This is a genomic window from Arthrobacter sp. sptzw42, assembly GCF_059089685.1.
In genome coordinates this window covers 412,281-439,093 of record NZ_JBNHEX010000001.1, presented here as the reverse complement: position 1 = coordinate 439,093, position 26,813 = coordinate 412,281, and the positions used below count along the sequence as shown (strand labels likewise).

Below are 26,813 nucleotides of genomic sequence, written 5' to 3'. Positions count from 1 at the left end.
CGTAAATAGGGGGCTGAATAGGGGGAATTTCCCCGCGACATAGTTGCCTGGGAGGAATACTCTGGCGCCGGGGGTTTTCCGTTTTTTCGCCTCTTGCGAGGCTTCCCATACCGGCCCGCAGAGGGCATCGAACCCGGAGTACCCAATGAAAAAAAGACTCAGCATCATCGTCTGCACCGCCGTGGCCGCTGCTATCGCACCGGCGGGCCCGTCGGCCGCTTCTGACCGGGAGCCGGAGGCCAGGGAAATAGTTGGCGGGCTCGTCTCACCGCTGCACCTGGCCATCGGAACAAATAGGTCCATTGACGTAACGCAGGATTTCGCGGGGAAGCTGAGCCGTGTCAACAGGGACGGCAGCGTCAACGACATCTACCAGGCAGATCCTGGCCGGGGCGTAGCGGGTGTGGAGACCCGTGGCGCCACAACGTTCTTCCTCGAAACCGCAGGCGCCGGCTCCAATGACCCTGCCGCCCTGCGGGGTCATTTGAAAGCGATCAGCCCGCGGGGAGATGTCAGGACCATTGCGGACCTGGCCGAACATGAGCGGAAAAACAACCCCGATGCGGGCCAGCACTACGGGTTTGGAGCGGATGCCAGCAGTAAGTGCCTGGAGCAGGCCGCAGCGGTTCCGGGTGCTCCGGGGGCACGGTACACGGGCGCCCTGGACTCGAACGCCTACGCCACTGCCGTCCAAGGCAACACCGCTTACATCGCCGACGCAGGGGCAAACGCCATCCTGAAGGTCAACATTCACTCCGGCGCCGTCAGCACGCTGGCGGTTCTGCCTCCCCGGCCTTCGGTCCTGACGCAACAGACCGCCACTGCTCTGGGGGCACCAGACTGTGCAAACTTCAAGTACGCCTTCGAACCCGTTCCAACTGACGTGGAGATCGGCCCGGACGGCTGGCTGTACGTGACATCGCTTCCTGGCGGCCCCGAAGCCCCTGGCCTGGGCGCACGCGGCGCGGTTTTCAAGATCAACCCCTGGAATGGCCGCACCAAGCTGTGGGCGGACGGGATCCTCAGTGCCACCGGGCTGGCAGTGGCAAACTCCGGTGATGTGTATGTTGCCTCGCTGTTCGGCAACGAGATCATCAGGTTCAGCGCTTGGAAGGGCCAGCGGTCAGTGTTCCTTCCGGTCCCTGCACCGGCCGACGTAGAAATTCAAGGCCGAACTTTGTATGCGACGGTTGATGCAGTGAACCCGGCCGCACCACCGCCTCCCCCCGCCGAAGGCCGGGTGATAAAGGTGGACATCAGGTAATCCGGCCACCATTTTGGGAAGCAAAAACCCCGGTCCGCAACTGCGGGCCGGGGTTTTCCCTGTCAGCAACGGTTACTGCTTGGTGCCGTCCTCCTTGAGTTCCTCGTCGTCTGCGACGTCGAAGTCCTCTTCATCAAAATCGTCTTCGTCGATGTCCACGTCCGCGGACGCATCGCTCCTGTAGGGATCGGCGTCCCCGGCGTGACTCGCGTTGGCAGCCAGGGCGGCCACTTCGGCGTCACGCCTCTTGGCCTCCCGCAGCAGTTCCTCCAGGTTGGAGGCGTTGACGGGGATTTCGTCGGATACGAACTCCAGGGTGGGGGTCAGTCGGATGCTAAGATTGCGCCCCACTTCCTGCCGAAGCACACCCTTGGCCTTCTCCAGGCCCTTGGCAGCATCAGCCTGCACGGCCTCGTCACCGAAAACGGTGTAGTAAAGGGTGGCGTGCTGCAGATCGTTCGTCACCCGGGCATCAGTAACAGTGATGCCCTCCAGCCGGGGATCCTTAACCTTCCGGCCCAAGGCCTCAGCAACAACAACCTTAATCCGCTGCGCCAACTTGGCAGCACGTGCCGGATCAGCCATGAACAACTCCTATAAGAAGAAAAATTTGGGGGTACGACGGCGCCCCGACGGGGCCATACGTACGTTTGCGTTTTTGCTACCCACCAAAGGCGAGTGTACGACGGGACTCCCGTCGGGATTTTTCCGGCGGCCCGGGAGTGGCATCGGGCCTGCCGGAGCTGGGTGGCCGACGTCGTAAGACGTTGGCCACCCAGCGAAGGGGCGGGGCCGCCGGAAAAATCCCGACGGCCCCGCACCGGTAGAGCATCAACGCTTAGACGCGCGGCTTTTCACGCATCTCGAAGGTCTCGATGATGTCGCCTTCGGTGATGTCGTTGTAGGAGCCAAGACCGATACCACACTCGAAGTCCGTGCGGACCTCAGTGGCGTCGTCCTTGAAGCGCTTGAGCGTCTCAACGGTGAGGTTGTCACCGATGATCTTGCCGTCGCGGCTGATGCGTGCCTTGGTGTTGCGTCGGATGATGCCCGAGCGGACGATCGAGCCGGCGATGTTTCCGAACTTGGAGGAGCGGAAGACTTCGCGGACTTCGGCCGTACCCAGCTGGAATTCTTCGTATTCCGGCTTGAGCATGCCCTTGAGCGCCATCTCGATGTCATCAATCGCGGAGTAGATGACGGAGTAGAAGCGCATGTCCACGCCTTCGCGGTCTGCCAGTTCGGCAACACGCTCGGCGGGCTTGACGTTGAAGCCAATGATGACGGCGCTGTCCACCGTCGCCAGGTTGACGTCGTTCTGCGTGATGGCACCAACGCCGCGGTGGATGACGCGCAGCTGCACGCCTTCGCCGACGTCGATCTTGAGCAGGGCGTCTTCGAGGGCTTCCACGGCACCGGACACGTCACCCTTGAGGATGAGGTTGAGGGTGTCGATCTTGCCGTCGGCCACTGCCTGGTCGAAGTCTTCCAGGCTGATGCGCTTGCGGCGCTTGGCCAGGGCGGCGTTGCGGTCCGCTGCTTCACGCTTCTCGGCGATCTGGCGGGCCGTGCGCTCGTCAGCGGTCACGAAGAAAGTGTCGCCTGCACGCGGCACGTTGGACAGACCCAGCACCTGGACGGGGCGGGACGGGCCGGCCTCGGTCAGGGCGCTGCCGTCGTCGTCGAACATCGCACGGACGCGGCCGTGGGCCGTGCCTGCAACGATGGTGTCGCCGACGCGCAGCGAACCGGACTGCACCAGGACGGTGGCCACGGAACCGCGGCCCTTGTCCAGGTTGGCTTCGATGGCGATACCGCGGGCGTCCTTGTTCGGGTTGGCGCGCATGTCCAGGGCAGCGTCTGCAGTGAGCAGGACTGCCTCGAGCAGCTCGTCGATGTTGAGGTTCTGGCGGGCAGAGACCTCCACGAACATGGTGTCGCCACCGTATTCTTCGGGAACCAGGCCGTACTCGGTCAGCTGGCCGCGGACCTTGTCCGGGTTGGCGCCTTCCTTGTCGATCTTGTTCACGGCCACCACGATCGGGACGTTGGCTGCCTGCGCGTGGTTGAGGGCTTCAACGGTCTGGGGCATAACGCCGTCGTCCGCTGCGACCACCAGGATGGCGATGTCGGTGACCTTCGCACCACGGGCACGCATGGCGGTGAACGCCTCGTGGCCCGGGGTATCGATGAAGGTGATCTTCCGGTCGTTGCCTTCGTGGTTGTGGGTGACCTGGTAGGCACCGATGTGCTGCGTGATGCCGCCGTGCTCGCCCGCCATGACGTCGGACTTGCGGATGGCATCAAGCAGGCGGGTCTTACCGTGGTCCACGTGGCCCATGACGGTGACAACCGGAGGACGTGCCTCGAGGTCTTCGTCGCCTTCGGCTTCCAGCTCTGCTTCGAAGTCAATATCGAAGGTGGAGAGCAGCTCGCGCTCCTCGTCCTCCGGCGATACGACCTGGAGCTTGTAGCCAAGCTCCTCGCCCAGCAGCGCAAAGGTTTCCTCATCCAGCGACTGGGTGGCTGTTGCCATTTCACCGAGGTGGAACAGCACGGTGACCAGCGCGGCGGGGTTTGCCTCGATCTTGTCGGCGAAGTCCGTGATGGACGAGCCGCGGCGGAGGCGGATGACAGTGTTGCCGTCGCCGCGGGGTACGCTCACGCCACCCAGCGACGGGGCACTCATCTGCTCAAGTTCCTGGCGCTTCGCACGCTTCGACTTGCGCTGCTTGCCGCGTCCGGCGCCACCCTTGCCGAAGGCACCCTGGGTGCCGCCGCGTCCGCGGCCGCCCTTGCCAAAGCCACCACCGGCGGGAGCACCGCCGCCGCCACCGGGACCACCTGTTCCAGGAGCGCCACCCGGGCGTGCCGGGCCGCGGCCGCCGGCACCTGGACGTCCAGCACCGGCCGGAGCCGGACGTTCGGTGCGGTTGGGCATCATGCCCGGAGTAGGACGGTTTCCACCGGCGCCACCGGGGCGGGGTGCACCGGGGCGCGGGCCGCCGGCGCCTGCGGCGGGACGAGGCCCACCGGCGCCTGCTGCGGGACGGGGACCACCGGGACGGGGGCCGCCGGCACCTGCTGCGGGGCGCGGACCGCCGGGACGGTCGCCGTCGGTACGGCTTCCACCCGGACGGGGCATGCCCTGGGAGGTGGCGAACGGGTTGTTGCCGGGACGGGGAGCGCGCTCACCGTCACCGCCACGGCCGCGGGGCATGCCCTGCGAGGTGGCGAAGGGATTGTTGCCCGGACGGGGACCGCCGGGACGGGGAGCGGAACCACCCTGTGATCCACCGGGGCGGGTGGGTGCAGCCGGGGTCTCGGCCTTGGGGGCCGGGCGCGCACCGGGCTTTGCGCCGGTGGACGGTGCAGCAGCCGCTGCCGGAGCGGCCGGAGCCGCCGGAGCGCTGGCAACAGGTGCTGCCGGCGCCGGTGCAGCGGGAGCTGCGGGTGCCGGTGCGGCCGGAGCTGCGGGGGCAGGTTCCTGCGCCTTGGGGGCCGGAGCCTTGGGCGCTGCCGGACCGGGAGCGGGGGTGGAAGGACGCGCCTCTGCCGCGGGAGCGGCTGCCTTGGGCGCGGCGGCCGGAGCTGATGCCTTGGCAGCAGCGTCGGGGAAGGCGTTGCGCAGTTTGCGCACAACGGGGGCCTCAATGGTGGAAGAGGCGGAGCGAACGAATTCGCCCAGTTCCTGCAGTTTTGTCACTGCATCTTTGGAAGTTATACCGAGCTCTTTGGCGAGCTCGTGTACGCGGACCTTGGCCACATTTCTCCTGTCTCGGTCCGCACCGAGCCAGGCACGAACCGTCTACTTCTTACTGCGGGCCCCAGCCGCGTTTGGTGCAGAAGGGCCCATTGCAGAGCGCAACAAAGTTGTCATCGTTGCGCACTCATCGCTGGGAACTCATCGGGTTTCCATCAGATTTCTGACCCGCTTTCAGGTTGGACGGTTGGTGTTGCAGTTGCCGTGGCTGCAACGCTCGCTTCCTTAATCCAGCGTTCGACGGCGGCGGTTCCGGTTGCGCCCGACAGGGCACGTCCGAAAGCCCGCCGTTTTAAGGCCAGAGCAAGGCACGATTCACTGGGGTGCAGCCATGCACCCCGGCCAGCCATCCGGCGTCGTTCATCCACAAGGACAGCGGTGGAACCGCTGCCTTCGGCGACGAGCCGGAGTAGTTCGGACCGCTTGCCCTTTTTCCGGCAGCCGATGCAGGTACGTTCCGGTTGACTCCCGGTGGAAAGCTCTGCCACGGTCATCTTCCTGACGTTCATATCTGCCGGCCCCGTCATGCCTTGCCTCCGCTTGTTCAGCGGAAGGGACACGCGCAGGGCGCACAACTGCCGGCCGTTGGGCGCGGCCTTATCTATTCTAGCCCCTCCGGGCCGTTCTGCCCGAAACGCAATTGTGGTCGCGGCGCGGCTGGCCGGTAACCGGCGGGACTAGTTTTCGCGGGGGGTCGCTGCGTCGGAGACGATGTCGATGCGCCAGCCGGTGAGCTTGGCGGCCAGGCGGGCGTTCTGGCCCTCCTTGCCGATGGCCAGCGAGAGCTGGTAATCGGGAACCACGACGCGGGCCGAACGGGTTGCCTCGTCGGTAATGGTGACCGAATTCACCCGCGACGGGGACAATGCACTGGCGATGAACGTGGCCGGATTTTCGCTGAAGTCGACAATGTCGATCTTTTCGTCATTCAGTTCAGTCATGACGGCCCGCACGCGTGAACCCATTTCGCCGATGCACGCGCCCTTGGCGTTGATGCCCGGAGCGTTTGCCTTCACGGCAATCTTGGTGCGGTGTCCCGCTTCCCGGGCCAGGGCGACGATCTCGACCGAACGGTCAGCGATTTCCGGTACTTCCAGTTCGAAGAGCTTCCGGACCAGCCCCGGGTGCGAACGGGACAGCGTCACGGACGGGCCCTTGGAACCGCGGTGGACGTCGATGACCAGGGCACGCAGGCGGTTGCCGTGAATGTACTTCTCCCCAGGCACCTGTTCGGGCGGCGGCAGGAGTGCTTCCACAGCGCCGAGGTTGACCTGGACCATGTGCGGGTTGTGGCCCTGCTGGATTGTCCCGGCCACCAGTTCGCCTTCACGGCCCTTGAACTCGCCCAGGACGTTGTCGTCCTCCACGTCACGCAGCCGCTGCAGGATGATCTGGCGGGCGGTGCTGGCGGCGATGCGGCCGAACCCTTCCGGGGTGTCCTCGAACTCGCCGATGGGGGCGCCGTCGTCATCAATTTCCACGGCCCAGATGGTCACGTGGCCGCTCTTGCGGTCCAGCTCCGCGCGGGCCTTTTCGAAGGCGCCGGGCGACTTGTGGTAAGCCACCAGGAGCGCCTGCTCGATGGTGGGGATCAGGAGGTCCAGCGGAATTTCACGCTCACGCTCCAAAAGCCTCAGTGCGCTCATGTCAATATCCATCAGGCCTCCTCAGAAGGTCCATTGTGTGCAGTTTCCAGACCGTCCTCGTTGAGGTGGCTGAATTCGATCTCGACTTTTCCGTTGCGGATCCTGTCGAAAGGAAGCTTGAGGGGTTCGCCCTGCCTGGGCTTCATGCCCTTTTTCACGGCGATCTCGGGCACAAGCGTCACGCCGCCGTCGTCGACGGACTTGATCCGGCCAGTGATGTTGTCTCCCTGGACAACATTGACCTTGACCATGCGCCCCTTGGCGCGGTGCCAGTGGCGCGGCTCGGTCAGCGGCCGCCCGACGCCGGGGGAAGAGACTTCAAGGTCATAGGGACGCCCATCGTCACCGGGATCGTTGTCCAGCACATCGGAAAGCACCTTGGAGATATCGGCAATGACATCCAGGCTTACGCCGCCGGTTTCCTCCTGCGGCAGGTCCACCACCACGTGGACCACCCGATGGGAACCGGGGATGATGGCCACGTCCTCCAGGTAGAGGCGGTTGGCCTGGACCGAGGGTTCAAGAAGGGCCCTGAGCCGTGCAGCTTCCGGATTGTGCGCGGCCTCGGCCTTACCCGTACCGGTCCGGTCTGATGAAGCCGTGGCTTCTGCATTGCTCACGATGCCGGCCGCCTCCCGTTTAGATGATGTTGTGTGTACTAGCGTAGCTATTTTAGCGGTTCCTTGGTGCACGAAGTTCTACCCCCGGCGTGACACCATGGTCTGTTGTGACAGACGACAACCAGGAAAACCGCCTGCAGATGCGCTATTTCCGGTACGCCGTTTTTTCGCTCGCAGCCCTCCTCGTCCTGAGCCTGGGATTCGCCTTCATCCCCCCTGAACCGCCTGCCCCTGCGGAACCGCCGTTCTCAGAACGGGCCCGCGCGGCCGCGTACGAAGAGACAATGCGGCTGCGGTCCGCCGGGCTGGAACTTGCCGCTACCGGAGGAAACGCCGCCGCCGGTGCAACGGCTATGCCCCCGGTGGACGGGGTTGTGACATTGCTGACCATCCAGGCCCGGGCGCTGCTGCTTCCCGCAGGGCCTGCCCCCACTGACCCTACGTCCGCCAGGGCTGCTGCGGCCTCAGCCACCGCGCCTCCTGCCGGCGCTTCGCCTTCAGCTTCTCCGCCGTCGCCGGCTCCTCCTGCCCAGGTCACGCCGGCGGAGTTCGCCGCCGCACTGGCCGCCAGCGGACAGCAGCGGCTGAAGGACGCGGAGACGGCCGACGGCGGCATGGCCCGCCTGCTGGCGGGGACCGGCACGGCGCAGCTCCTGGCAGCCGAACGGTTTGGGGCCCAGGGCGCAGGAACAGCGCCGGCAACAGCTCCGGCAGCTGCGTCAGGTGCACCCGGCCCAACAAAGTCCGCTGAGGCCTCTGCCTGCCCGGCCGCACCGACCGCGCCCGACTCGCAGGCGGATGCGGACACCGGCCTTGGGGCCGCCCTTGCAGCCGTGGCTGTGGCTGAGCGGGAGACCGTGTACGGGTACCAGGCCGCCCTCACCCGCCTTCCGTCCGAAGGGGCGCGCCCGGCGTCGGACTTCCTGGAACAGCACCAGGACCTTGCGGTGCAGGCCGAAACGTTGAGCCTGAGACACTGCAGGGGCCCGGTTCCGCAGCAGCCTGGTTACGTCCTGGACCAGGCGTTCCTTGATGCGCCGGCGGCAGGACTTGCCGGGCTGGAGTCAGACATTTTGCCCGCTTATGGGGACATTGTGGCGCTCGCACACGGATCCACCCGGGCCTGGGCCTTGTCCGCACTGCAGGGAGCAGCCCGCCGCGCCCAGCACTGGGGCGCCGGGACGGTTCCCCTGCCGGGCCTTGTGGTGGACGCAGCCCAGCTGCCGCAACTGCCCGCGTAGGGCGGCCTTCGACTGCCCGGGCGCCAATACCCGGGCCTTGATGCTGGCGGGCCTGCTGCGCCCGGTGGTTTGCTGTAGGGATGGACGCCGCACCCCCTTTCCACAACAACGAACCGCACGGCAACGACATCGCGCAGCGGCTGAACTGGCTGCGGGCAGGGGTGCTGGGCGCCAATGACGGCATCGTCTCCGTTGCAGCGATAGTTGTTGGAGTGGCCGGCGCCACCGCCGCAACCGGGCCGATACTGACAGCCGGAGCCGCGGGCCTGGTGGGCGGGGCCGTGTCCATGGCGCTGGGCGAGTATGTCTCCGTCAGCAGCCAAAGTGACAGCCAGCGCGCGTTGATCGAAAAGGAACGCCGTGAACTGGCGGAGGAACCGGAAGAGGAACTGGCCGAGTTGACGGCCCTTTACCTGGCCAAAGGCCTCAGCCCGGAAACAGCCGGCAGGGTAGCCGAGGAACTTACAGCGCACGACGCACTGGCCGCACACCTGTCCGCCGAACTCAACATTGACGAGACCGGCATCGTCAGCCCCTGGCACGCCGCCTTCGCCTCTGCCATCGCTTTCGTCACCGGCGCCGTCCTCCCCATGCTGGCCATCCTGCTCCCGCCACCGGAGCTTCGTGTCCCCGTCACCTTCGCCGCGGTCCTCCTTGCCCTGGCACTGACCGGTGGGGTTGGGGCCTGGATCGGTGGCGGTTCAAAAGTCCGGGCGGCTGCCCGGGTGGTGGCAGGCGGCGCCCTCGCCCTCGCAGCCACCTTCAGTGTCGGCAGCCTGCTCGGAGCCACGGGCGTGGTCTAAGGATGTACCCTGCGGCGCTGGCCGCTTCCGTACGCCTAGGCTGGAAGGGATGAGCGGGCCGGCGGCAGTACCAATCCCCCCTGACCTCACTGCGCGGTACAGCCGCAGCAGCGCAGGGCGGGCGTGGCTCGCGTCCCTGCCGGACCTCATCAAGGGCCGGCTGGAGAACTGGCAGCTGACACCGGACCTGCCTCCCGGCGCACTGCCCTGGAACGGCCGCGGCGGAGTGGTCGTCCCAGTGAGGCAGGCGGACGGCAAAACGGCGGCCCTCAAGATCGCCTTCCCCCACGAGGAAGCCCGGGTTGAACGGCACGCCCTTGCCCTGTGGCAGGGACGGGGCGCGGCAGCACTGCTGGCATCCGACGCAGGTACGTGCGCCATCCTCCTGGAAAGGCTCGACGGCGAACGGTCACTCGCCGCTGTTTCCATCGAAGAGGCTGTGGAAGTGTGGGGCGGCCTGGTGCGGCAGCTGAGCATCGTCCCCGATGACCGGCCGCAGTGGCAGGAGTTTGAACACATCGCCGCACGGGCTGAGCAATGGAGTGATGACCTGCCCCTGGAATGGGAACAGCTGGGACGCCCCTTTCCACGCTGGCTCCTCGAAGCTGCACTTGAGGTGTGCCAAACCCGTGGGGCGGTAGGGCGGCGTTCAGCATGCGACGTCCTGGTACATACCGATCTGCACTTCCTCAACGTCCTGGCACGTCCCGCTGCGCCGGGACGTGCAGGCTCTGGAGCCCCGCCGGCGCTTCCGATGGCGGCAGGCTTCGCCGCCATCAACCCGCAGCCCATGATCGGCGAGCCGGAGTTTGCCGTGGCCCCGCTGCTGTGGAACCGCCTGTCCTGGTTGCCCCTGAACAACGCCGGAGCCGGGCTTCTGCAGCGTTGTGCTGAGTTCAGCTCTGCCGCGGGCCTGGACCCGGACGTGGCACGGCAATGGGGCATCGCCCGGGAAGTGGAAAGCGCCCTCGCATACGCTGGGAGGCCGGGCCTGCGCGGGGAGCTTGCCCGGTCCCTGTGGGTGGCCAGCACCCTGGCCGGCAAAACCCTGGAAGGGCTCCCGTCAGCGCATCGTCTTCCGGAACCCGGCAAGGCTCCCGGCGCGCGCTGATGCCGGTGGCGCCTCGCTGCTCATGCTCCCCCCACGGCGGCGAGGGCGGAATCCACCGCTGCCACGGCAGTGCGCACCTCTTCCGCTGATGTCTGCCAGTTGCTGACGGAGATGCGCAGGATGTCCCGGTCGCGCCAGCGGGAGCCGGACATCCACACCCTGCCGTCCGCAATGATGCGTGCGGTTACGGCGCGGGTGGTCGCGTCGTCACCGAACGCAATACAGACCTGGGTGTAGCGGACGTCATTCAGGACTTCCACGCCGTCGAGCCCTGCCAGGCCGGCGGCAATGTCAGCAGCCGCGGTCACCAGGCCCCGCACCTGGTTTTCCACGCCGTCACGGCCCAGGCTCTTCAGCGCAGCCCATACGGGGACCCCTCGGGCGCGCCGCGACAGCTCCGGCACCTTCTCAAACGGGTCACCAGGACCTTCAGCATCCTGGATGAGGTAACTGGTGTGCAGGCCCATGGCGGACCGGAGGGCGGCTGCGTCGCGCACAATGGCGATGCCACAGTCGTAGGGAACGTTCAAGGTCTTGTGGGCGTCCGTCCCCCACGAGTCGGCATCCTCGTAGCCCCGGGTCAGGTTCCGCAGTTCGGGTACTGCCGCCGCCCAGAGGCCGAATGCACCGTCGATATGGACCCAGGCGCCATGTTTCCGGGCGATGCCAATGGCGTCGGCAAACGGATCAAACGCCCCGGAATGTAGGTTCCCGGCTTGCAGGCATACCAGGGCCGGCCCCGAACCTTCAGCCAGCGCCGCCTCAAGGGCAGCAGGAACAAGCCGCCCCTGATCATCCACGTCAACCACTTCCGGCCTGCCCAAACCCAGGTACCTGAGGGCGAGGTCCACGGTGTCATGCCGTTCGCGGCCCACGAAGCACCTGATGCGTGGTGCTCCGTTCAACCCATCACGGTCCAGGTCCCAGCCGGCGTTCGAGAGGAGCCGCCACCGTGCGGCAGCCAGCCCGGTGAAGTTGGCCATGGTGGCCCCGGTGACAAAGCCGACGTCGGAGTCCGGTGAAAGCCCCAGCAGTTCCAGCAGCCACGTCCCGGCGCTTTCCTCGATGGCTGCCATGGCAGGGGTGGCGTAGCGGAGGCCGGCGTTCTGGTCCCACGCGCTGACCAGCCAGTCTGAGGCGAGAGCGGCAGGCAGTGTCCCGCCGATGACCCAGCCGAAGAAGCGGCCGGACGGCATCGCCATCAGTCCGGGTTCGGCTGTTTCAGCCAGGAGCTCAACAACATCTTCTGCAGGGACGCCGTGAGCAGGCAGCGGGCCGCCAAAGGCGCCGGTGAGGTCCTGGGCCGGCCGGCGTGGACCCACCGGCCTGTCAGGAAGGCTGCCCAGCCAGGCCTTGGCGTGCCTTGCCGCGGCAGCAAGGGCACTGGAGTACTCATCTTCGCCGTGTGGCATAGCTGCATGCTACTCCCCCGCCTTTGGTGCCCGGGAGGCTCCCGCCTACCCCTGTTGGGCGAAGTTTTCCTGCCAGACGTCGTAGCCGAGCTTGATGATCAGGGCGGCCACCACCACCAGGAAGACGACACGGACAAACCGGCTTCCCTGCGCTACCGCCGTCCTGGCTCCCAGGTACCCGCCGGCCATGTTGGCAAGACCCAGCAACAAGCCGAGTCCCCACAGGATGGAGCCGTGCGGCAGGAAGAACATCAGGGCGCCGGCATTGGTTGCCATGTTCACGATTTTGGCCTTGGCACTGGCTTCGAGGAACGCGTAACCCATCGCGGAAACCAGTGCGATGACCAGGAAAGAACCGGTTCCAGGACCGATCAGGCCGTCATAAAAGCCGATGACGGCACCGATCAGGCACGCCACCACATAGTGCTTGTGTCCGTTGTGCCGCAGGTCGGTGATGTGGCCCGCGTCCGGCTTAAGGGCCGTAAACAGCGCAACCGCCACCAGTGCGGCCACAATTATGGGTTTGAACACGGCGGACGGCAGCGTGGCGGCCAACACGGCACCACCGAAACTGCCTGCCAACGCGATTGCGGCCATTGGCAGTGCCGTCCGCAGGTCCGGTCCCACCCGACGGTAGTACGTGACGGCGCTGGTGGCAGTTCCGAAAATGGACCCCATCTTGTTCGTGGCCAGTGCCTGCACGGGCGTGATGCCCGGGACCAGCAACAGGGCGGGAAGCTGGATCAGCCCGCCCCCGCCCACCACGGCGTCCACCCACCCGGCTGCGAAACCCGCAAGCACAATCAGTACCAGCGTGGTGAGCTGGATGGACTCAAGCCCTGGAAGCACCCCTGCTGCGTCAGCTGGCGCGGACAGCGTTGACTACGTAGTCAACAGCCTTGTCTACGGCAACGTTCTCGGCATCACCGCTGCGGCGGTCCTTGATCTCCACCACGCCGTCCACCAGGCCGCGGCCCACGGCAAGGATAGTGGGTACGCCGAGCAACTCGGCGTCACCGAACTTGACCCCGGGCGAGACCTTGGGCCGGTCATCCAGCAGGACCTCAAGGCCCGCGGCTTCCAGGTCTGCTGCCAGCTGCCCGGCGGTGGCAAAGATGTCCTCGCCCTTGCCGACGGCCACCACGTGGACGTCAGCCGGCGCCACCGAACGCGGCCACACCAGGCCCTTGCTGTCATTGTTGGACTCGGCCAGCGCGGCAACTGCCCGGGTGACACCTACGCCGTAGGAGCCCATGGTGACGGTAACCTGCTTGCCGTTCTGGTCCAGGACCTTCAGCTCCAGGGCTTCGGCGTACTTCCGGCCGAGCTGGAAAATGTGGCCCATCTCGATTCCGCGGGCTATCTCCAGGGGGCCGGAGCCGTCAGGGGCGGGGTCGCCTTCACGGACTTCCGTGCACTCGATGACGCCGTCCCACGAGAAGTCCCTGCCCGCCACCAGGCCGAAGACGTGCTTGCCTGCCTCATTGGCGCCGGTGATCCAGGCGGTTCCGCTGACAATGCGGGGATCCACCAGGTACAGGAGCTTCGAGGCGCTCTCGCTGCCCAGCAGTGCTTCGTCCAGTGCAAGTCCGGGTCCAAGGTAGCCCTTCACGATCGACGGCTGCTTCTTGAGGTCGTCGTCGTTGGCGGCTTCGATGCCGATTTCGCCTGCGATTGGCAGGAAGGAGCCGATGTTCGCCTCAACGCGCTTCAGGTCCACGCCCCGGTCGCCGGGAACACCAATGACCACGAGCTGCCGTTCCCCGGTGGGCAGAGTGACGGCCAGCACGACGTTCTTGAGCGTGTCCGCGGCAGTCCACGCGCCGCCGTCGGCTGATGAGCGCGGGGCGAGCTGGTTTGCAGCTGCGACGAGCGTGTCAATGGTGGGCGTATCAGGGGTGTCGAGGACCTCGGCGGCGGGAGCAGCCGAGAAGTCGATTGGCGCGGGCGCCACAGTAGTGACGGCCTCGACGTTCGCGGCGTAGCCCCCGGCGGATCGGACGAACGTGTCCTCACCAATCTCCGTGGGGTGCAGGAATTCCTCGCTCTTTGAGCCCCCCATGGCGCCGGCGGTTGCAGTGACAGGGATAACCTCCAGGCCGAGGCGCTCGAAAATCCGGAGGTAGGCCCCGCGGTGGGCCGCGTAGCTGGCGTCCAGGCCGGCGTCGTCGACGTCGAACGAGTAGGAGTCCTTCATGATGAACTCGCGTCCGCGCAGGAGGCCCGCGCGGGGGCGGGCTTCGTCCCGGTACTTGTTCTGAATCTGGTAAAGGCTGAGCGGCAGGTCCTTGTAGGAGGAGTAGAGGTCCTTGACCAGCAACGTGAACATTTCTTCGTGGGTAGGGGCCAGCAGGTAGTCCGCGCCCTTGCGGTCCTGGAGGCGGAACAGGCCTTCGCCGTACTCGGTCCAGCGGTTTGTGGCCTCGTACGGTTCGCGCGGCAGCAGCGCCGGGAAGTGAACTTCCTGTGCCCCGATGTTCGCCATTTCCTCCCGGATGATGGCTTCAACCTTGCGCAGGACGCTCAGTCCCAGCGGCAGCCAGGTGTAGATGCCGGGGGCGGCGCGGCGGATGTAGCCCGCGCGGACCAGGAGGCGGTGGCTGGCAACCTCGGCGTCGACGGGGTCTTCGCGCAGGGTGCGCAGGAATAACTGGGACAGTCTTGTAACCACGGGAAAGTTTCCGTTTCTGGGGAGGTGCTGGAGCAGCAGCAGGCCGGGCATTTCGTCTGGGTACTAATCTACCGCCAAGCACAGCAGAGCCACGCCCGGGATACAAAGCCCCTGGCCCCCCAAAGGGCTGGTCATCGCATCCGGGCGTGGCTCAAAGCCGTTACCGCCTAAGTACTGGTGAGGACTGGTGAGACCGCCCACGCCACTCCAGCGCAGCTAAATCGAACCTAAGTGATGGGGCCCACAAATGACAAGTATTCTTCCCATCGGCGTTGATCAGCGTCATGTCCAGGTGCGGCGTAGACCAGCAGGTGATGATGGGGCGAGTGGCAGGAGAGCCTAGAACAGCACGGTGGCGAACGTGCCCACCTGCCGGAAACCAACCCGCTCGTACGTGGCGCGGGCGCGCACGTTGAATCCGTTGACGTAGAGGCTGGTAATGGGAGCGATCTTCCTCGCCTGCTCCACAACGGCCGCCATGTAGCCGGAGCTGAGGCCCTGGCCACGGTACAGCGGGTTCATCCAGACGCCCTGGACCTGTGTGACCTCCGAGGTGACGGCACCAAGTTCGGCTTTGAACACCACTTCACGAGCGTCGTTGAGGTGAACGAGGGAATGGCCTTGGCGGATCAGACCTTCCACCCGCCGGCTGTAGAACTCCCTGCCGCCAAGGAAGGGAGAATAGCCCACTTCCTCCTCGAACATGGCCGCGCAGGCAGGAAGGATGCGGTCAAAGTCGGCGAGGTTTCCCAGACCGACGCCGGGATCGGGCTGGATCAACGGCGGACCTTCGATAGTCATCAGGGGCTGCTCGGCGCGAACCTCGTGCGCCCGGTGGCCCAGTTCCACAAGTTTGGCGTGGAGGGCAAGGACCGACTCGGCAGGACCGAACGCGGAGGCGTAGCGGCGTCCGGACCCATTGGCTGCCCGCGCAACGGCCCCGGCAAAACCGGGGTCCAGCTGGACCGGAACCAGGTTGGCCCCAGCCCAGCACGCTCCTACCAGCACGCCGTCGTCGAAGACGCCAATGACGCCGGCGCCGCCACTGGTGGGGGCGGCGGTACCGGAAGCACGCAGGTGGGCAAGGATGAAGACGTTGGTTACCGGATCCTGCTGAGCCAGCATCCGGAGCGCGGCAGTATCCGTTCCGTCCAGCGTGCGGACAGAGATCCCCGGGGGGTCGGGAGCGTCCTTACGAGACGCTAACCACGGGGCTACCCTTGACAGCATCTTCGCCATCGGCCTCCCCCATCTCTTCCGCGATACGCATGGCCTCTTCGATCAGTGTCTCAACAATTTGGCTCTCGGGCACAGTCTTGATGACTTCGCCCTTCACAAAAATCTGGCCCTTGCCGTTGCCGGAAGCCACGCCAAGATCAGCCTCGCGGGCCTCACCGGGACCGTTCACCACGCAACCCATGACGGCCACCCGCAGCGGAATCTCCATGCCTTCGAGTCCTGCCGTGACCTGCTCAGCGAGCGTGTACACATCCACCTGTGCGCGGCCGCAGGACGGGCAGGAAACGATTTCGAGCTTCCGCGGACGCAGGTTGAGGGACTGGAGAATCTGGTTGCCCACCTTGATCTCCTCCACCGGCGGAGCCGAGAGGGAAACGCGGATGGTGTCACCGATCCCCCGGGATAGGAGTGCGCCGAAGGCGGTGGCTGACTTAATGGTTCCCTGGAACGCCGGGCCGGCCTCGGTGACGCCAAGGTGCAGCGGCCAGTCGCCCTTCTCCGCCAGCATCTCGTACGCCGCCACCATGATCACCGGATCGTTGTGCTTGACGGAGATTTTGAAGTCGTGGAAGCCGTGCTCCTCGAACAGGGAGGCTTCCCAGACGGCGGATTCCACCAGTGCCTCCGGCGTGGCCTTGCCGTACTTCTTCAGGATGCCCGGTTCCAGCGAACCGGCGTTGACGCCGATCCTGATGGAGGTGCCATGGTCCCGGGCGGCCGCCGCGATTTCCTTGACCTGGTCGTCGAACTTGCGGATGTTGCCCGGGTTCACACGCACGGCGGCGCAACCGGCCTCAATCGCCGCGAAGACGTACTTGGGCTGGAAGTGGATGTCCGCGATGACCGGAATCTGCGACTTCCTGGCGATGATGGGCAATGCCTCGGCGTCATCGGCGGAAGGGCAGGCCACGCGCACAATGTCACAGCCGGACGCCGTGAGTTCCGCAATCTGCTGCAGGGTGGCGTTGATGTCCGTGGTGGGGGTTGTGGTCATGGACTGCACGCTGATGGGGAAGTCTGAGCCTACCCCTACTGAACCGACCTTGATCTGGCGGGTCTTACGGCGGGGGGCGAGGACGGGCGGCGGTGCTGACGGCATTCCCAGGCTGACCGAGGTCACGTGGACTCCTAGAGTTGAAAGGGTTTCGAAGCGGCTACGCGGTGAGGCCGGCGAGCACGCCGATGATGGGCGACCACTCCGTGATGCGGGTCCCGGCGATGACTCCGGCGGCGGCAAAGGGATCCTGCTTGAGGATTGAATTCAGGGCGGCTTCGTCTGCGGTCTTGAAAATCAGCAGCGCTCCGGCGCCGTCGCCGTACGGACCGCTGGCAAGGACGACACCATCCTGCGCAAGGCCCGCCAGCCATTCGCGGTGGGCTGGCCTGGCCTCGTTGCGGGCTTCGGTGGAATCGGCGGCGTAAACGTACTCAACGGCAAAAACTGTCATACCGCTACCCTATCGCCCCGCCTGCCCCAGCACCCATCCGGGAGCCCTGCCGGGCCGACGGGACTGCACAGTGCGCACGCCTCAGGAAAGGAACAGCACTTTAACCACCGCCGCCGTTCCGGCAGCCCACAGCATGGAGGTCAGTGTTCCGATGATGAAGCGTTCGGCTGCCACGGGCGTTTCCTTCAGCTCCGCGAACCTGCCCAGGCCCTTAATGGCCACGATGTAGGCGATGGCCACAGGTTGGCCGGTGAGGATTGCCAGGCACACGCCGAGCCGCTCCAGTACTCCAATAATTGCTCCGCCGCGGAGGATGCGCTGGCTGGAAACAGGGGGCATCCCAGCTGAAGCACCCGGCGACGGGGCGGCGGCTGCCGCTGTGAGCTCCCCGTCCACGTTTTGGGTTCCGGCACGGGGCGGGTCCACTGTCACGTCCGCGGCCGGGTCCTCGGTTGCCCTGCTGGCCTCCTCCGCAGCTCTGGCGGCATCGGCTTTGTCGTCGATGGTTCTGGCTACCCGGAACACCAGGGCGGTCACCGGCCAACCGGCGAAACCGGCCACGAGCAGCGCGGCCGTAACCCACAGTGCGGTCACTGGGCTGCCTCATTCCTGGTATGGACAGCCTGGAAGTGGGCGTGGTCCAAAAGCATCGCTGCTGCCGGCCTGGCTGCCCATTCTTCCTGCCAGCCGGAGCGAAGGACCGCCCGGCTCACCGATTGCTCCGTTATCCCCAACGAGTGGGCAACCTGCTTCTGGCTGCCATGCCGGCCCTCGCCGTCCTGGATCTCGCGCAGCCGGTCCACCACCCGCCACTGCGCCTCCGTGCGCTGCTGCACAACCCTTCCGATCAGGCGCAGCACCGCCTGGGCGTTTGCGCTGGCCATGGCACCTTCCTTTCCCTGGGACGGGAGGTCCCCACGGCCCATAATGCCCGCTACCACTGACAACGGAACCTGGCCCGCTGCACTTTTCGCCAGTTCCACAGCTTTGCGCGCTGCCACAAAGCCGCTGCCTGATCCCTCCCTGGGGCTGTTCCCCGGCGCCAGCTGTACGTTGCCTATCCCAATCCCGACGTACCAGTGGCCACTCCGAAGCGCGTGGAGTGCTATATCCACCACCTCTGCGGCGTTCTCCACAACGCCCTGGAGTTCGTCACCAACCGAGCGTTCGAAGGGTGCCGGCGTGAGGGTTCGGAGCGCGGAGATCAGGTCAGGGACCCGGTCGCGGTCCGAAGAGCTGCCACGCTGGTCAATGGTCAGAACGTACATGCCATGACCCTAGACATCGGGCGGCATATAATCAATCGGTAATAGCTGATTATCCAATATCAGCCGTCAGAGGCTGATGAAAGCGAATCACCCTTGCCGGTTTGCAACTCCCGCATTGCGCTCGAAGGTCAGCCGAAGAGGTTGACGGGTTTGACGATGTCGGCATAGATGAGGAGCGCGCTCATGCCCATCAGCAGGGCCGCCACCACATAGGTCACAGGGAGCAGCCTGGCAATGTCAAAGGCGCCTGGGTCAGGCTTGCCGAACAGTTTGGCCACCTGGCGCCGGGCACCTTCGTAGAGCGCACCGGCTACGTGACCGCCGTCCAGCGGCAATAGCGGGATCAGGTTGAAGACCGCCAGGGCGAAGTTCAGCCCGGCCAGCAGTCCCACCAGGGTGGCCACCCGGGACTGGACGGGGATCTCCTCCATGGCGGCCACTTCACCGGCCACCCGGCCCACACCAACCACGCTGATGGGGCCGTTGGGGTCGCGGGGCTCCTCGCTGAAGGCGGCTTTCGCCACGCCTACCACCCGGGCGGGGAGGTTGAAGACCACTCCTGCCACCTGCCGGATGTTTTCGCCGGCCATGGGCAGAACGGACGACGCCGGCTGGGGCACCAGTTCTGTCTGCGCGCCAATGCCCAGGAAGCCGACGTCCTGGTAAAGGAGGGTGCCGGCGTCGTCCGTCGCCTGCCGGCCATCCGCACCGATGATGGGCCTGGCCGACAGTACCGGCGTCACGGTGGTGGAAACCGGGGCACCGTCCCGCTCCACCGTAATGGCTACTTCACGCCCTGCCGAAGCCCGGATCCATTCAGTCAACTGGTCCCAGCTGGTAACGGCTTTCCCGTCAAAGGAAGTGATGGTGTCGTTGGGTTTCAGGCCTGCGGCCGCGGCCGGCGTAAGCTGGCAGTCCGCTGAATCCGGGTCAACGGTTTCGCCCGCCGCCACCTGGCATTTGGAGACGTCCGAGATGGTGGTGGTGGCCGTCGCCATGCCAAAGCCCATCAGCAGGACAGCGGTCAGCACCACGCCGAGGACCATGTTCATGGCCGGGCCGCCCAGCATCACGATGATCTTTTTCCATACGGGAAGCCGGTAAAACACCCGGTTTTCATCACCCGGGCCAACTTCCTCCTGGGCGGCGGACCGTGCTTCCGTTGCCAGCGTCTGGAACATTCCCGTGCTGGAGGGCCTGACGGATCCGTCCTCCTGGTTGGGCGGGTACATCCCGATCATGGAGACGTAACCGCCCAGCGGAATGGCCTTCACGCCGTACTCCGTCTCGCCTTTCCGCCGTGACCAGAGTGTGGGGCCAAACCCGATCATGTACTTGGTGACGCGGACCCTGAAGAGCTTGGCGGGCACGAGGTGGCCCACTTCGTGGAGCGCGATGGAGGCAGCGATGCCGATGGCCACAAAGACGACACCGAGGATAAAGAGGAAAACGGGGGTCATGGAGGTACTTGCTGCTTCCTAGAGACTGCTGACTGCTAAACGTTCATTGGCGCGTGCGCGTGCCCAGCTTTCAGCATCCAGCACAGTTTCCACTGTCAGCCCGGAGGAGCCTGAATGTTCGCTGAGGACGGCGGCCACGGTGTCCACAATGTCCGTGAACCTGATCCGGCCGGCATGGAAGGCCGTCACGGCTTCCTCGTTGGCGGCGTTAAACACGGCGGGAAAGGTGCTGCCCCGTTTGGCCGCGTCCTTGGCAAGGTCAACGGCAGGGAAGGCAGCCACGTCCAGGGGCTCGAAAGTCCACGTGGACGCCTGGGTCCAGTCGCAGGCCGCGGCGGCGTTGGGCACCCTGTCCGGCCAGCCCAGCCCCAGGGCTATCGGGAGGCGCATGTCCGGCGGGGACGCCTGGGCAATGATCGACCCGTCGATGAACTGGACCATGGAGTGAACCACGGACTGGGGATGCACCACCACATCGATCCGTTCCAGCGGCACGTCGAACAGCAGGTGTGCCTCGATCACTTCCAGTCCCTTGTTGACGAGGGTGGCAGAGTTGGTGGTGACCATGACGCCCATGTCCCAGGTGGGGTGTGCCAGTGCTTCGTGCGGAGCGACATCGTGGAGTTCCGCCCTGCTCCTGCCGCGGAAAGGGCCACCCGAGGCTGTGAGGATGAGTTTGTCCACCTCGGCCGCCGACCCCGAGCGCAGGCACTGGGCGATAGCCGAGTGCTCGGAGTCCACGGGGACAATCTGGCCTTCCCGGGCCGCCGCTTTCACCAGCGAGCCGCCGACAATCAGCGATTCCTTGTTGGCGAGGGCAAGGGTGGCGCCTGACTTGAGGGCAGCCAAAGTCGGTGCCAGGCCGATGGAACCGGTGATTCCATTAAGCACCACGTCTGCCTGGACCTCTGCGATCCGGGTGGATGCATCCGGTCCTGCGACGATCTCCGGCCGGTAGCCGTGCCTGCCGGCCGCGGCGGCGGCCTCCCCGATCAACAGTGCGAGGCGTCGGGGGTCGCCGCCGGCAATGCCCACAGCCGCTGCCCCTGTGTTCACCGCCTGCTGCGCGAGGAGCTCCAGGTTGCCTCCCCCGGCACTGAGTGCCACCACCTCGAAAAGATGCGGGGCGCCGTCGACGACGTCAATCGCCTGGGTGCCGATGGAGCCGGTGGATCCAAGGAGGGCGATCTTGCGTGGCTGCATTGCTTAAGTATTGCGCACCATCCTTGGCCCGCTGCGCCTTGACCCCGGGGTGGCCGGGCGTAACGTGGACTCCGTGGACTGGCTCTCGTGGTTTGATGCGCCGGAATACGAGTTCGCCCGGCAGGTGCTGCAGCGCGGCGTGGCAGCACTGTATTTCGTTGCGTTCCTGTCCTCACTGAACCAGTTCCCCGCGCTGCTGGGCGAGCGGGGCCTCCTTCCGGCGCCTGAGTACCTGTCCGGTTTCAGCCGTTTGCGCCGGCCCACCCTATTCCGCTGGCGGTACTCGGACCGGCTGCTGCGCTGGGTCTGCGCGGCAGGGCTTGTGGTGTCGGCGCTGCTGGTGGCGGGCATCCCGCAGCAGGGTCCGCCTTGGGTTCCCCTCATTGCGTTCCTGAGCCTGTGGCTGCTCTACATGTCCATTGTGAACGTGGGCCAGACCTTCTACGGCTTCGGCTGGGAGATGCTGCTCCTCGAGGCGGGCTTCACCGTGGCCTTCCTGGGGTCGGACCAGACCGACCCGCCGCGCACCATCCTGATCCTGATCGTGTGGCTGGTGTTCCGGCTCGAGTTTGGCGCCGGCATGATCAAAATCCGCGGCGGCCGTGAATGGCGCGACCTCACCGCCCTGTACTACCACCACGAAACCCAGCCCATGCCGGGGCCATTGAGCCGGCAGGCGCATCTGCTGCCCAAACCGCTCCACAAAGTTGAAGTCCTCGGCAACCATTTCGCCCAGCTGGTGGTGCCCTTTTTCCTGTTCGCGCCGCAGCCGGTGGCCAGCGTCGCGGCGGCGGTGGTCATCCTCACCCAGCTGTGGCTGGTGGCCACCGGCAACTTCGCCTGGCTGAACTGGATCGCCATTGTGCTGGCGTTCGCCGCGGTGAGCGACCCGGTGGCGCATGCTGTCCTGCCGGTCATCCCGCTGGACTGGCACGGCGAAGCCGCCGCGGGCAGGGAGACACCGCTGTGGTGGCTGGTCATCACGCTGGCCGTCACCCTTTTGCTGCTGGTGCTCAGCTACTGGCCCCTGCGCAACCTGTTCTCCAGCCGGCAACTCATGAACGCCAGCTTCAACCGGTGGCAGCTGGTCAACACCTACGGTGCGTTCGGTTCAGTAACCAGGAAGCGCATCGAGATCGTGGTGGAAGGCACGCTTGAGGAGGACCCGGACAGTTCCGCCAAGTGGCAGGAGTACGGCTTCAAGGGCAAGCCGGGCGATGTCCGCAGGGTGCCGCGCCAGTGGGCGCCGTACCACCTCCGGCTGGACTGGCTGATGTGGTTCCTGCCGCTGCGGAGCGTCCATGAGGAGTGGTTCTACGCTTTCCTCGGCAAACTGCTGGAAGCGGACCGCCCCACGCTGCGGCTGCTTCGCCAGGACCCGTTCGACGGCGTGCCGCCGCACTGGGTGCGCGTCCGCAGCTACCACTACCGGTTTGCGACGCGTCAGGAATTCCGGGAGACCGGGGACCGGTGGGTGCGGACGTTGCTCCACGAGCCGATTCCCCCGGTTTCGCTGCGGAAATCGAGCGGACGCAAACGTTAGGCGTGCTCCCCTGCACGGCGGATAACTGCCTCGGCGTGCCGGAGGATGGGCCCGTCAACCATGTGGCCGTTGTATTGGAAAACGCCCTGTCCTGCCGCCGCCGCGGCCTGGAGCAGCGCTGCGGCAGCCGAGACCTCCGCTTCCGAGGGCGCATAGGTCCCCCGCACCACTGCTGCCTGGCTGGGATGGATGCATGCCTTGGAACCGAAGCCTGACGCCACCGCATCCGCCGCTTCCGCCGCCAGGCCCTCCAGGTCCGGAATGTTGGTGTAGACGGCGTCCACCGCTTCCTTGCCGAAGGCCCGTGCGGCGAGCAGGACTGAGGACCGGGCGTGGAGCGCGACGGCCCGGTAGCCGCCATCGTCCGTCCTGCTGGAGGTCCCGCCCAGTGACGCCAGCAGGTCCTCAGCTCCCCACATCAGGGCCACTACGTTGGGGGCCGCGGCAATTGCCGGGGCGTTGAGGACGCCGGCGGCCGTTTCACACAGTGCAATCACCTGGTAGCGGGCCAGGGCATCCACCTGCACGGTGCTCTCGGCTTTCGCGAGCATCACGGTTTTGTAGGGCGTGTGGGCCAGGCAGTGCAGGTCCTTCTCGAATTCCTCGGTCCCGGCAGGGTTTACCCGGATAATGGTCCGGCTCGGGTCCAGCTCGGGCACGTCGCCGGCAGCACCCAGCTGCGCAAGGATGGCACCGCGGGCGCGTTGTTTGTCCGCCGGGGCGACGGCGTCCTCAAGGTCCAGGATGACGGCGTCGGCGCGGGTGGCGGCTTTCTGGTAGCGCTCAGGCCGGTCCGCCGGGCAGAAAAGCAGGGCAGGTCCCATCACAAAGGTCATACCGGTATTGTCCCCTCTCCCGGGCCGGGCTGCCGGGCGTGCGCGTCCCGCGTCCACATCAGGCAACTGCGCTTCGCCAGTGCAACCACGGTGCCGTCCTGGTTGCGGCCGGTGTGTTCCATGCTGACGATGCCCTGGCCGGGGCGGGATGACGAGAGCCGTTTCCCGGCGATCACCGTCTCGGTGTAAAGGGTGTCGCCGTGGTACAGCGGGTGCGGGAAGGAGACGTCGGTGAGGCCCAGTTGGGCGATGATGGTGCCCTGGGTGAGCTGGGAAACGGACTGGCCCACCATGGTGGCGAGGGTGAACATGGAGTTCACCAGCCGCTGGCCGAAAGGCTGGCCTGCGCTCCAGGCAGCGTCGAGGTGCAGCGCCTGGGTGTTCATTGTCAGCGTGGTGAACAGGACGTTGTCCGCTTCCGTGACGGTCCGGCCGGGACGGTGGGCGTACAGCACGCCCTCCTCCAGCTCATCGAAGTACAGTCCGCGCTGCTCGATCTGGCGCAGCCCGTCGCCGGAATTCCTGCCGCCCCTCATACAGTCAGTTCCCGGTCTTCCTCGAAAAGCTCGGCACCGGTGGCCGCTGCCACGTCCTCCACGGAAACGTTGGGCGCCAGTTCCCGGAGTACCAGGCGCGAGCCTGCTGAGTCGACGACGTCGATGACTGCCAGGTCCGTGATGATCCGGTCCACGCAGCCTTTGCCCGTCAGGGGCAGGGAGCACTGCCGGACAATCTTCGGGTTCCCGTTGCGGTCCACGTGCTCCATCATCACGATGACCTTCTTGGCGCCGAACACCAGGTCCATGGCCCCGCCCATTCCCTTGACCATCTTGCCCGGAATCATCCAGTTGGCGAGATCGCCGTTCTCGGCCACCTCCATGGCACCGAGTACGGCGACATCCACGTGCCCGCCGCGGATCATTCCGAAGGAAGTCGCCGAGTCGAAGAAGGCAGCCCCCTTGTTGACCGTGACAGTTTCCTTGCCGGCGTTGATCAGGTCCGGGTCTACGGCATCCTCCGCCGGATAAGGTCCGACGCCGAGAATCCCGTTTTCGGAATGGAGCACCACTTCCACCCCGGCAGGGATGTAGTTGGGAATGAGGGTTGGCATGCCGATGCCCAGGTTGACGTACTGGCCGTTGCTGAGCTCCCGGGCCACCCGGGCGGCCAGTTCGTTCCGCGTCCAGCCCTTGGTTTGGGACGTGTCCCGTCCGTCGCCCGGGGCGTCGTGTTGGGAGGCTGCGCGGCGGTACTCCGGACGTACGCCTTCAGGCCGTGGCGCGTAGGGGCTGTTCGGGTCCATGGTTAGGCTCCTGCCTGCTGGTTGAGGGCGACGGTCCGCTTTTCAATCCGCTTTTCGGCGTCCGGGGCCAGCACTACCCGCTGGACGAAAATCCCCGGTGTGTGGATGTGTTCGGGGTCCAGCTCGCCCGGTTCCACCAGTTCCTCCACCTCCGCGATGGTGATCCGCCCGGCCATGGCGCACAGCGGGTTGAAATTCATGGCGGTGGCGTGGAAGACCAGGTTTCCGTGGCGGTCGCCCTTCCAGGCGTGGACCAGGCCAAAGTCCGGGGTCAGGGCCTCCTCCAGCACGTAATCGACCCCGGCGAAGGTGCGCACCTCCTTCGGGGCCGAAGCGATGGCAATCCCGCCGTGGGCGTCGTATTTCTGCGGCAGGCCGCCGTCGGACACCTGGGTGCCTACGCCGGCCTTGGTGAAAAAGGCCGGGATGCCCGCACCGCCTGCCCGGAGTTTCTCTGCAAGGGTGCCCTGCGGAGTGAGCACCACCTCAAGCTCACCGGCCAGGTACTGGCGGGCGAACTCCTTGTTCTCGCCGACGTAGGAGCTGATGGTCCGGCGGATCCGGCCGTCCCGAAGCAGTATGCCCAGGCCCCAGTCGTCCACGCCGCAGTTGTTGCTCACCGTTTCCAGCTCCGTTGTTCCGGCCCGGTGCAGCGCGTCAATCAGGGACACCGGGATGCCGCACAAACCGAAGCCCCCCACCGCCAGGGAGGCGCCGTCCGGGATGTCCGCTACAGCCTCCTCTGCGGTGGCAACAACCTTATCTATCATCGGTGATCCTTTCAGGCCGACTCGGTTCCATGGGGCAAGCGCCCGGTACTACAGACCCAGTTCGCGGGCAATCAGCATCAACTGGACCTCCGTGGTGCCCTCCCCCACCTCAAGGATCTTGGAGTCGCGGTAATGGCGTGCCACGGTGAACTCATTGATGAAGCCATAGCCGCCGAACACCTGGGTGGCATCCCGCGCGTTGTCCATGGCCGCCTCGCCTGCGACCATCTTAGCGATGGCCGCCTGGGTCTTGAACGGCTTTCCGGCCAGCATGCGGAACGCCGCGTCGTAGTAAGCCAGGCGGGCGGTATGGGCCCTTGCCTCCATGCGGGCGATCTTGAATGAGATCGCCTGGTACTTGCCGATCTGGTTGCCGAAGGCGCTCCGTTCCTTCGCGTACTTGACCGACAGATCCACGCAGCCCTGGGCGGCGCCGGTGGCCAGCGCCGCAATCGCGATGCGGCCCTCATCGAGGATGGACAGGAAGTTGGCGTAGCCGCGGCCCTCCACCCCCAGCAGGTTTGACTCCGGGACACGCACGACCCTCAGCGTCAGCGGGTGGGTGTCCGAGGCGTTCCAGCCCACCTTGTTGTACGGCTTCTCCGCTTTGAAGCCTTCCGTGTCCGTGGGAACCAGGATGGTGGAAATTTCCTTTTGGATGCTGCCGTCCGCGCGTTCCTTCTGTCCGGTGACGGCCGTGACCGTGACAAGCCGGGTGATGTCCGTGCCGGAGTTGGTGATGAACTCTTTGTTGCCGTTAATCACCCATTGCCCTGCCTCACGCCGGGCGGAGGTCTTGGTGCCGCCGGCGTCGGATCCCGCCTCCGGTTCGGTCAGGCCGAAGCCCGCGAGCGCCTGGCCGGACGCCAGCAGGGGCAGCCACTCCTGCTTCTGTTCCCCGGTTCCGAAGCGGTAGATCGGCATGGCACCGAGGGATACGCCCGCCTCGAGGGTGATGGCTACGGACTGGTCCACCCGGCCCAGCTGCTCCAGTGCCAGGGCAAGGGCGAAGTAGTCCCCGCCCATGCCGCCGAATTCCTCGGGGAAGGGCAGTCCGAACAGCCCCATTTCTGCCATCTGCTTCACTACCCCGTAGGGGAAGCTGTGCTCTTCGTCGTGCTTGGCCGACACCGGGGCAACCACGTTGTCCGCGAAGTCCCGGACGGTGTCGCTGAGGTCCTGGTATTCCTCGCTGAGTTCAAAACCTGCCAT

At 65.9% G+C, this 26,813-nt stretch carries 25 protein-coding genes; 5 read left to right on the top strand and 20 right to left on the bottom strand.

Annotated features, from left to right (window positions below; translation table 11 throughout):
• Positions 1-145: 145 nt before the first annotated feature.
• Complete coding sequence (locus tag AC5RT4_RS02000; protein WP_494104716.1) at positions 146-1,264, top strand: ScyD/ScyE family protein; 1,119 nt, start codon at positions 146-148, stop codon at positions 1,262-1,264.
• A 72-nt stretch (positions 1,265-1,336) separates the two neighbouring features.
• Here AC5RT4_RS02000 and rbfA read toward each other — a convergent pair whose 3' ends face one another.
• The 5 genes from rbfA to rimP form a co-directional block, all read right to left on the bottom strand.
• The gene (rbfA, locus tag AC5RT4_RS01995; RefSeq protein WP_494104715.1) at positions 1,337-1,849 is read right to left on the bottom strand and encodes a 30S ribosome-binding factor RbfA; all 513 of its coding nucleotides are present in this window, start codon (positions 1,847-1,849) and stop codon (positions 1,337-1,339) included.
• Positions 1,850-2,102: 253 nt separating this feature from the next.
• Positions 2,103-5,030, bottom strand: coding sequence for a translation initiation factor IF-2 (gene infB, locus AC5RT4_RS01990; protein ID WP_494104714.1), 2,928 nt, complete (start codon positions 5,028-5,030; stop codon positions 2,103-2,105).
• A gap of 152 nt (positions 5,031-5,182) precedes the next feature.
• Positions 5,183-5,521, bottom strand: a complete 339-nt coding sequence (locus AC5RT4_RS01985) for a YlxR family protein (protein WP_494041331.1) — start codon at positions 5,519-5,521, stop codon at positions 5,183-5,185.
• 183 nt (positions 5,522-5,704) lie between these two features.
• Positions 5,705-6,685, bottom strand: coding sequence for a transcription termination factor NusA (nusA, locus tag AC5RT4_RS01980; protein ID WP_494040871.1), 981 nt, complete (start codon positions 6,683-6,685; stop codon positions 5,705-5,707).
• On the bottom strand, positions 6,685-7,293 hold the full coding sequence (gene rimP, locus AC5RT4_RS01975) for a ribosome maturation factor RimP (protein WP_494040872.1): 609 nt from the start codon (positions 7,291-7,293) through the stop codon (positions 6,685-6,687). The genes nusA and rimP overlap by 1 nt, the downstream gene beginning before the upstream one ends.
• A 107-nt stretch (positions 7,294-7,400) precedes the next feature.
• Between rimP and AC5RT4_RS01970 the strand changes: the two genes are divergently transcribed.
• The 3 genes from AC5RT4_RS01970 (at position 7,401) to AC5RT4_RS01960 (ending at position 10,448) form a co-directional block, all read left to right on the top strand.
• Positions 7,401-8,534 carry a DUF4439 domain-containing protein gene (locus tag AC5RT4_RS01970; protein ID WP_494104713.1) on the top strand — a complete coding sequence of 378 codons (1,134 nt, stop codon included), beginning with the start codon at positions 7,401-7,403 and terminating at the stop codon, positions 8,532-8,534.
• A gap of 80 nt (positions 8,535-8,614) precedes the next feature.
• A complete protein-coding gene (locus AC5RT4_RS01965; RefSeq protein ID WP_494104712.1) occupies positions 8,615-9,337 on the top strand; it encodes a VIT1/CCC1 transporter family protein in 723 nt (240 codons plus the stop codon).
• A gap of 49 nt (positions 9,338-9,386) precedes the next feature.
• Positions 9,387-10,448, top strand: coding sequence for an aminoglycoside phosphotransferase family protein (locus AC5RT4_RS01960; protein ID WP_494104711.1), 1,062 nt, complete (start codon positions 9,387-9,389; stop codon positions 10,446-10,448).
• A 20-nt stretch (positions 10,449-10,468) separates the two neighbouring features.
• On the opposite strand, the gene AC5RT4_RS01955 is transcribed toward AC5RT4_RS01960, so the two are convergent.
• The 10 genes from AC5RT4_RS01955 to dxr form a co-directional block, all read right to left on the bottom strand.
• Entirely contained in the window at positions 10,469-11,860 is a 1,392-nt protein-coding gene (locus tag AC5RT4_RS01955; RefSeq protein WP_494104710.1) for a pyridoxal phosphate-dependent decarboxylase family protein, read from the bottom strand.
• A gap of 45 nt (positions 11,861-11,905) precedes the next feature.
• Positions 11,906-12,709 (bottom strand): sulfite exporter TauE/SafE family protein, encoded by an 804-nt coding sequence (locus AC5RT4_RS01950; protein ID WP_494040877.1) that lies wholly within the window; start codon positions 12,707-12,709, stop codon positions 11,906-11,908.
• Positions 12,710-12,719: 10 nt separating this feature from the next.
• Entirely contained in the window at positions 12,720-14,531 is a 1,812-nt protein-coding gene (locus tag AC5RT4_RS01945) for a proline--tRNA ligase (protein WP_494104709.1), read from the bottom strand.
• 339 nt (positions 14,532-14,870) lie between these two features.
• Positions 14,871-15,761 (bottom strand): GNAT family N-acetyltransferase, encoded by an 891-nt coding sequence (locus AC5RT4_RS01940; RefSeq protein WP_494104739.1) that lies wholly within the window; start codon positions 15,759-15,761, stop codon positions 14,871-14,873.
• Complete coding sequence (gene ispG, locus AC5RT4_RS01935) at positions 15,724-16,890, bottom strand: flavodoxin-dependent (E)-4-hydroxy-3-methylbut-2-enyl-diphosphate synthase (RefSeq protein WP_494040878.1); 1,167 nt, start codon at positions 16,888-16,890, stop codon at positions 15,724-15,726. Before ispG ends, AC5RT4_RS01940 begins: the two co-directional genes overlap by 38 nt.
• Positions 16,891-16,924: 34 nt before the next feature.
• On the bottom strand, positions 16,925-17,218 hold the full coding sequence (locus AC5RT4_RS01930) for a YciI family protein (RefSeq protein WP_494040879.1): 294 nt from the start codon (positions 17,216-17,218) through the stop codon (positions 16,925-16,927).
• An 81-nt stretch (positions 17,219-17,299) separates the two neighbouring features.
• On the bottom strand, positions 17,300-17,812 hold the full coding sequence (locus AC5RT4_RS01925; protein ID WP_494104708.1) for a hypothetical protein: 513 nt from the start codon (positions 17,810-17,812) through the stop codon (positions 17,300-17,302).
• Positions 17,809-18,486, bottom strand: coding sequence for a MarR family transcriptional regulator (locus AC5RT4_RS01920; RefSeq protein WP_494040881.1), 678 nt, complete (start codon positions 18,484-18,486; stop codon positions 17,809-17,811). The genes AC5RT4_RS01925 and AC5RT4_RS01920 overlap by 4 nt, the downstream gene beginning before the upstream one ends.
• A gap of 128 nt (positions 18,487-18,614) precedes the next feature.
• Positions 18,615-19,946 carry a M50 family metallopeptidase gene (locus AC5RT4_RS01915; RefSeq protein WP_494040882.1) on the bottom strand — a complete coding sequence of 444 codons (1,332 nt, stop codon included), beginning with the start codon at positions 19,944-19,946 and terminating at the stop codon, positions 18,615-18,617.
• Between the two features lie 18 nt (positions 19,947-19,964).
• Complete coding sequence (gene dxr, locus AC5RT4_RS01910; RefSeq protein WP_494104707.1) at positions 19,965-21,149, bottom strand: 1-deoxy-D-xylulose-5-phosphate reductoisomerase; 1,185 nt, start codon at positions 21,147-21,149, stop codon at positions 19,965-19,967.
• Positions 21,150-21,222: 73 nt separating this feature from the next.
• Between dxr and AC5RT4_RS01905 the strand changes: the two genes are divergently transcribed.
• Entirely contained in the window at positions 21,223-22,692 is a 1,470-nt protein-coding gene (locus AC5RT4_RS01905; RefSeq protein ID WP_494104738.1) for a lipase maturation factor family protein, read from the top strand.
• On the opposite strand, the gene AC5RT4_RS01900 is transcribed toward AC5RT4_RS01905, so the two are convergent.
• The 5 genes from AC5RT4_RS01900 to AC5RT4_RS01880 are packed head-to-tail and all read right to left on the bottom strand — an operon-like array spanning position 22,689 to position 26,813.
• Positions 22,689-23,528 carry an HpcH/HpaI aldolase/citrate lyase family protein gene (locus AC5RT4_RS01900; protein ID WP_494104706.1) on the bottom strand — a complete coding sequence of 280 codons (840 nt, stop codon included), beginning with the start codon at positions 23,526-23,528 and terminating at the stop codon, positions 22,689-22,691. The genes AC5RT4_RS01905 and AC5RT4_RS01900 overlap by 4 nt on opposite strands.
• Entirely contained in the window at positions 23,525-24,064 is a 540-nt protein-coding gene (locus tag AC5RT4_RS01895) for a MaoC family dehydratase (RefSeq protein WP_494104705.1), read from the bottom strand. Before AC5RT4_RS01895 ends, AC5RT4_RS01900 begins: the two co-directional genes overlap by 4 nt.
• Positions 24,061-24,831 carry a CoA transferase subunit B gene (locus AC5RT4_RS01890; RefSeq protein ID WP_494104704.1) on the bottom strand — a complete coding sequence of 257 codons (771 nt, stop codon included), beginning with the start codon at positions 24,829-24,831 and terminating at the stop codon, positions 24,061-24,063. Before AC5RT4_RS01890 ends, AC5RT4_RS01895 begins: the two co-directional genes overlap by 4 nt.
• Before the next feature lie 2 nt (positions 24,832-24,833).
• Positions 24,834-25,601 (bottom strand): CoA transferase subunit A, encoded by a 768-nt coding sequence (locus tag AC5RT4_RS01885; RefSeq protein ID WP_494040887.1) that lies wholly within the window; start codon positions 25,599-25,601, stop codon positions 24,834-24,836.
• A 48-nt stretch (positions 25,602-25,649) separates the two neighbouring features.
• Positions 25,650-26,813 (bottom strand): acyl-CoA dehydrogenase family protein, encoded by a 1,164-nt coding sequence (locus AC5RT4_RS01880; protein ID WP_494104703.1) that lies wholly within the window; start codon positions 26,811-26,813, stop codon positions 25,650-25,652.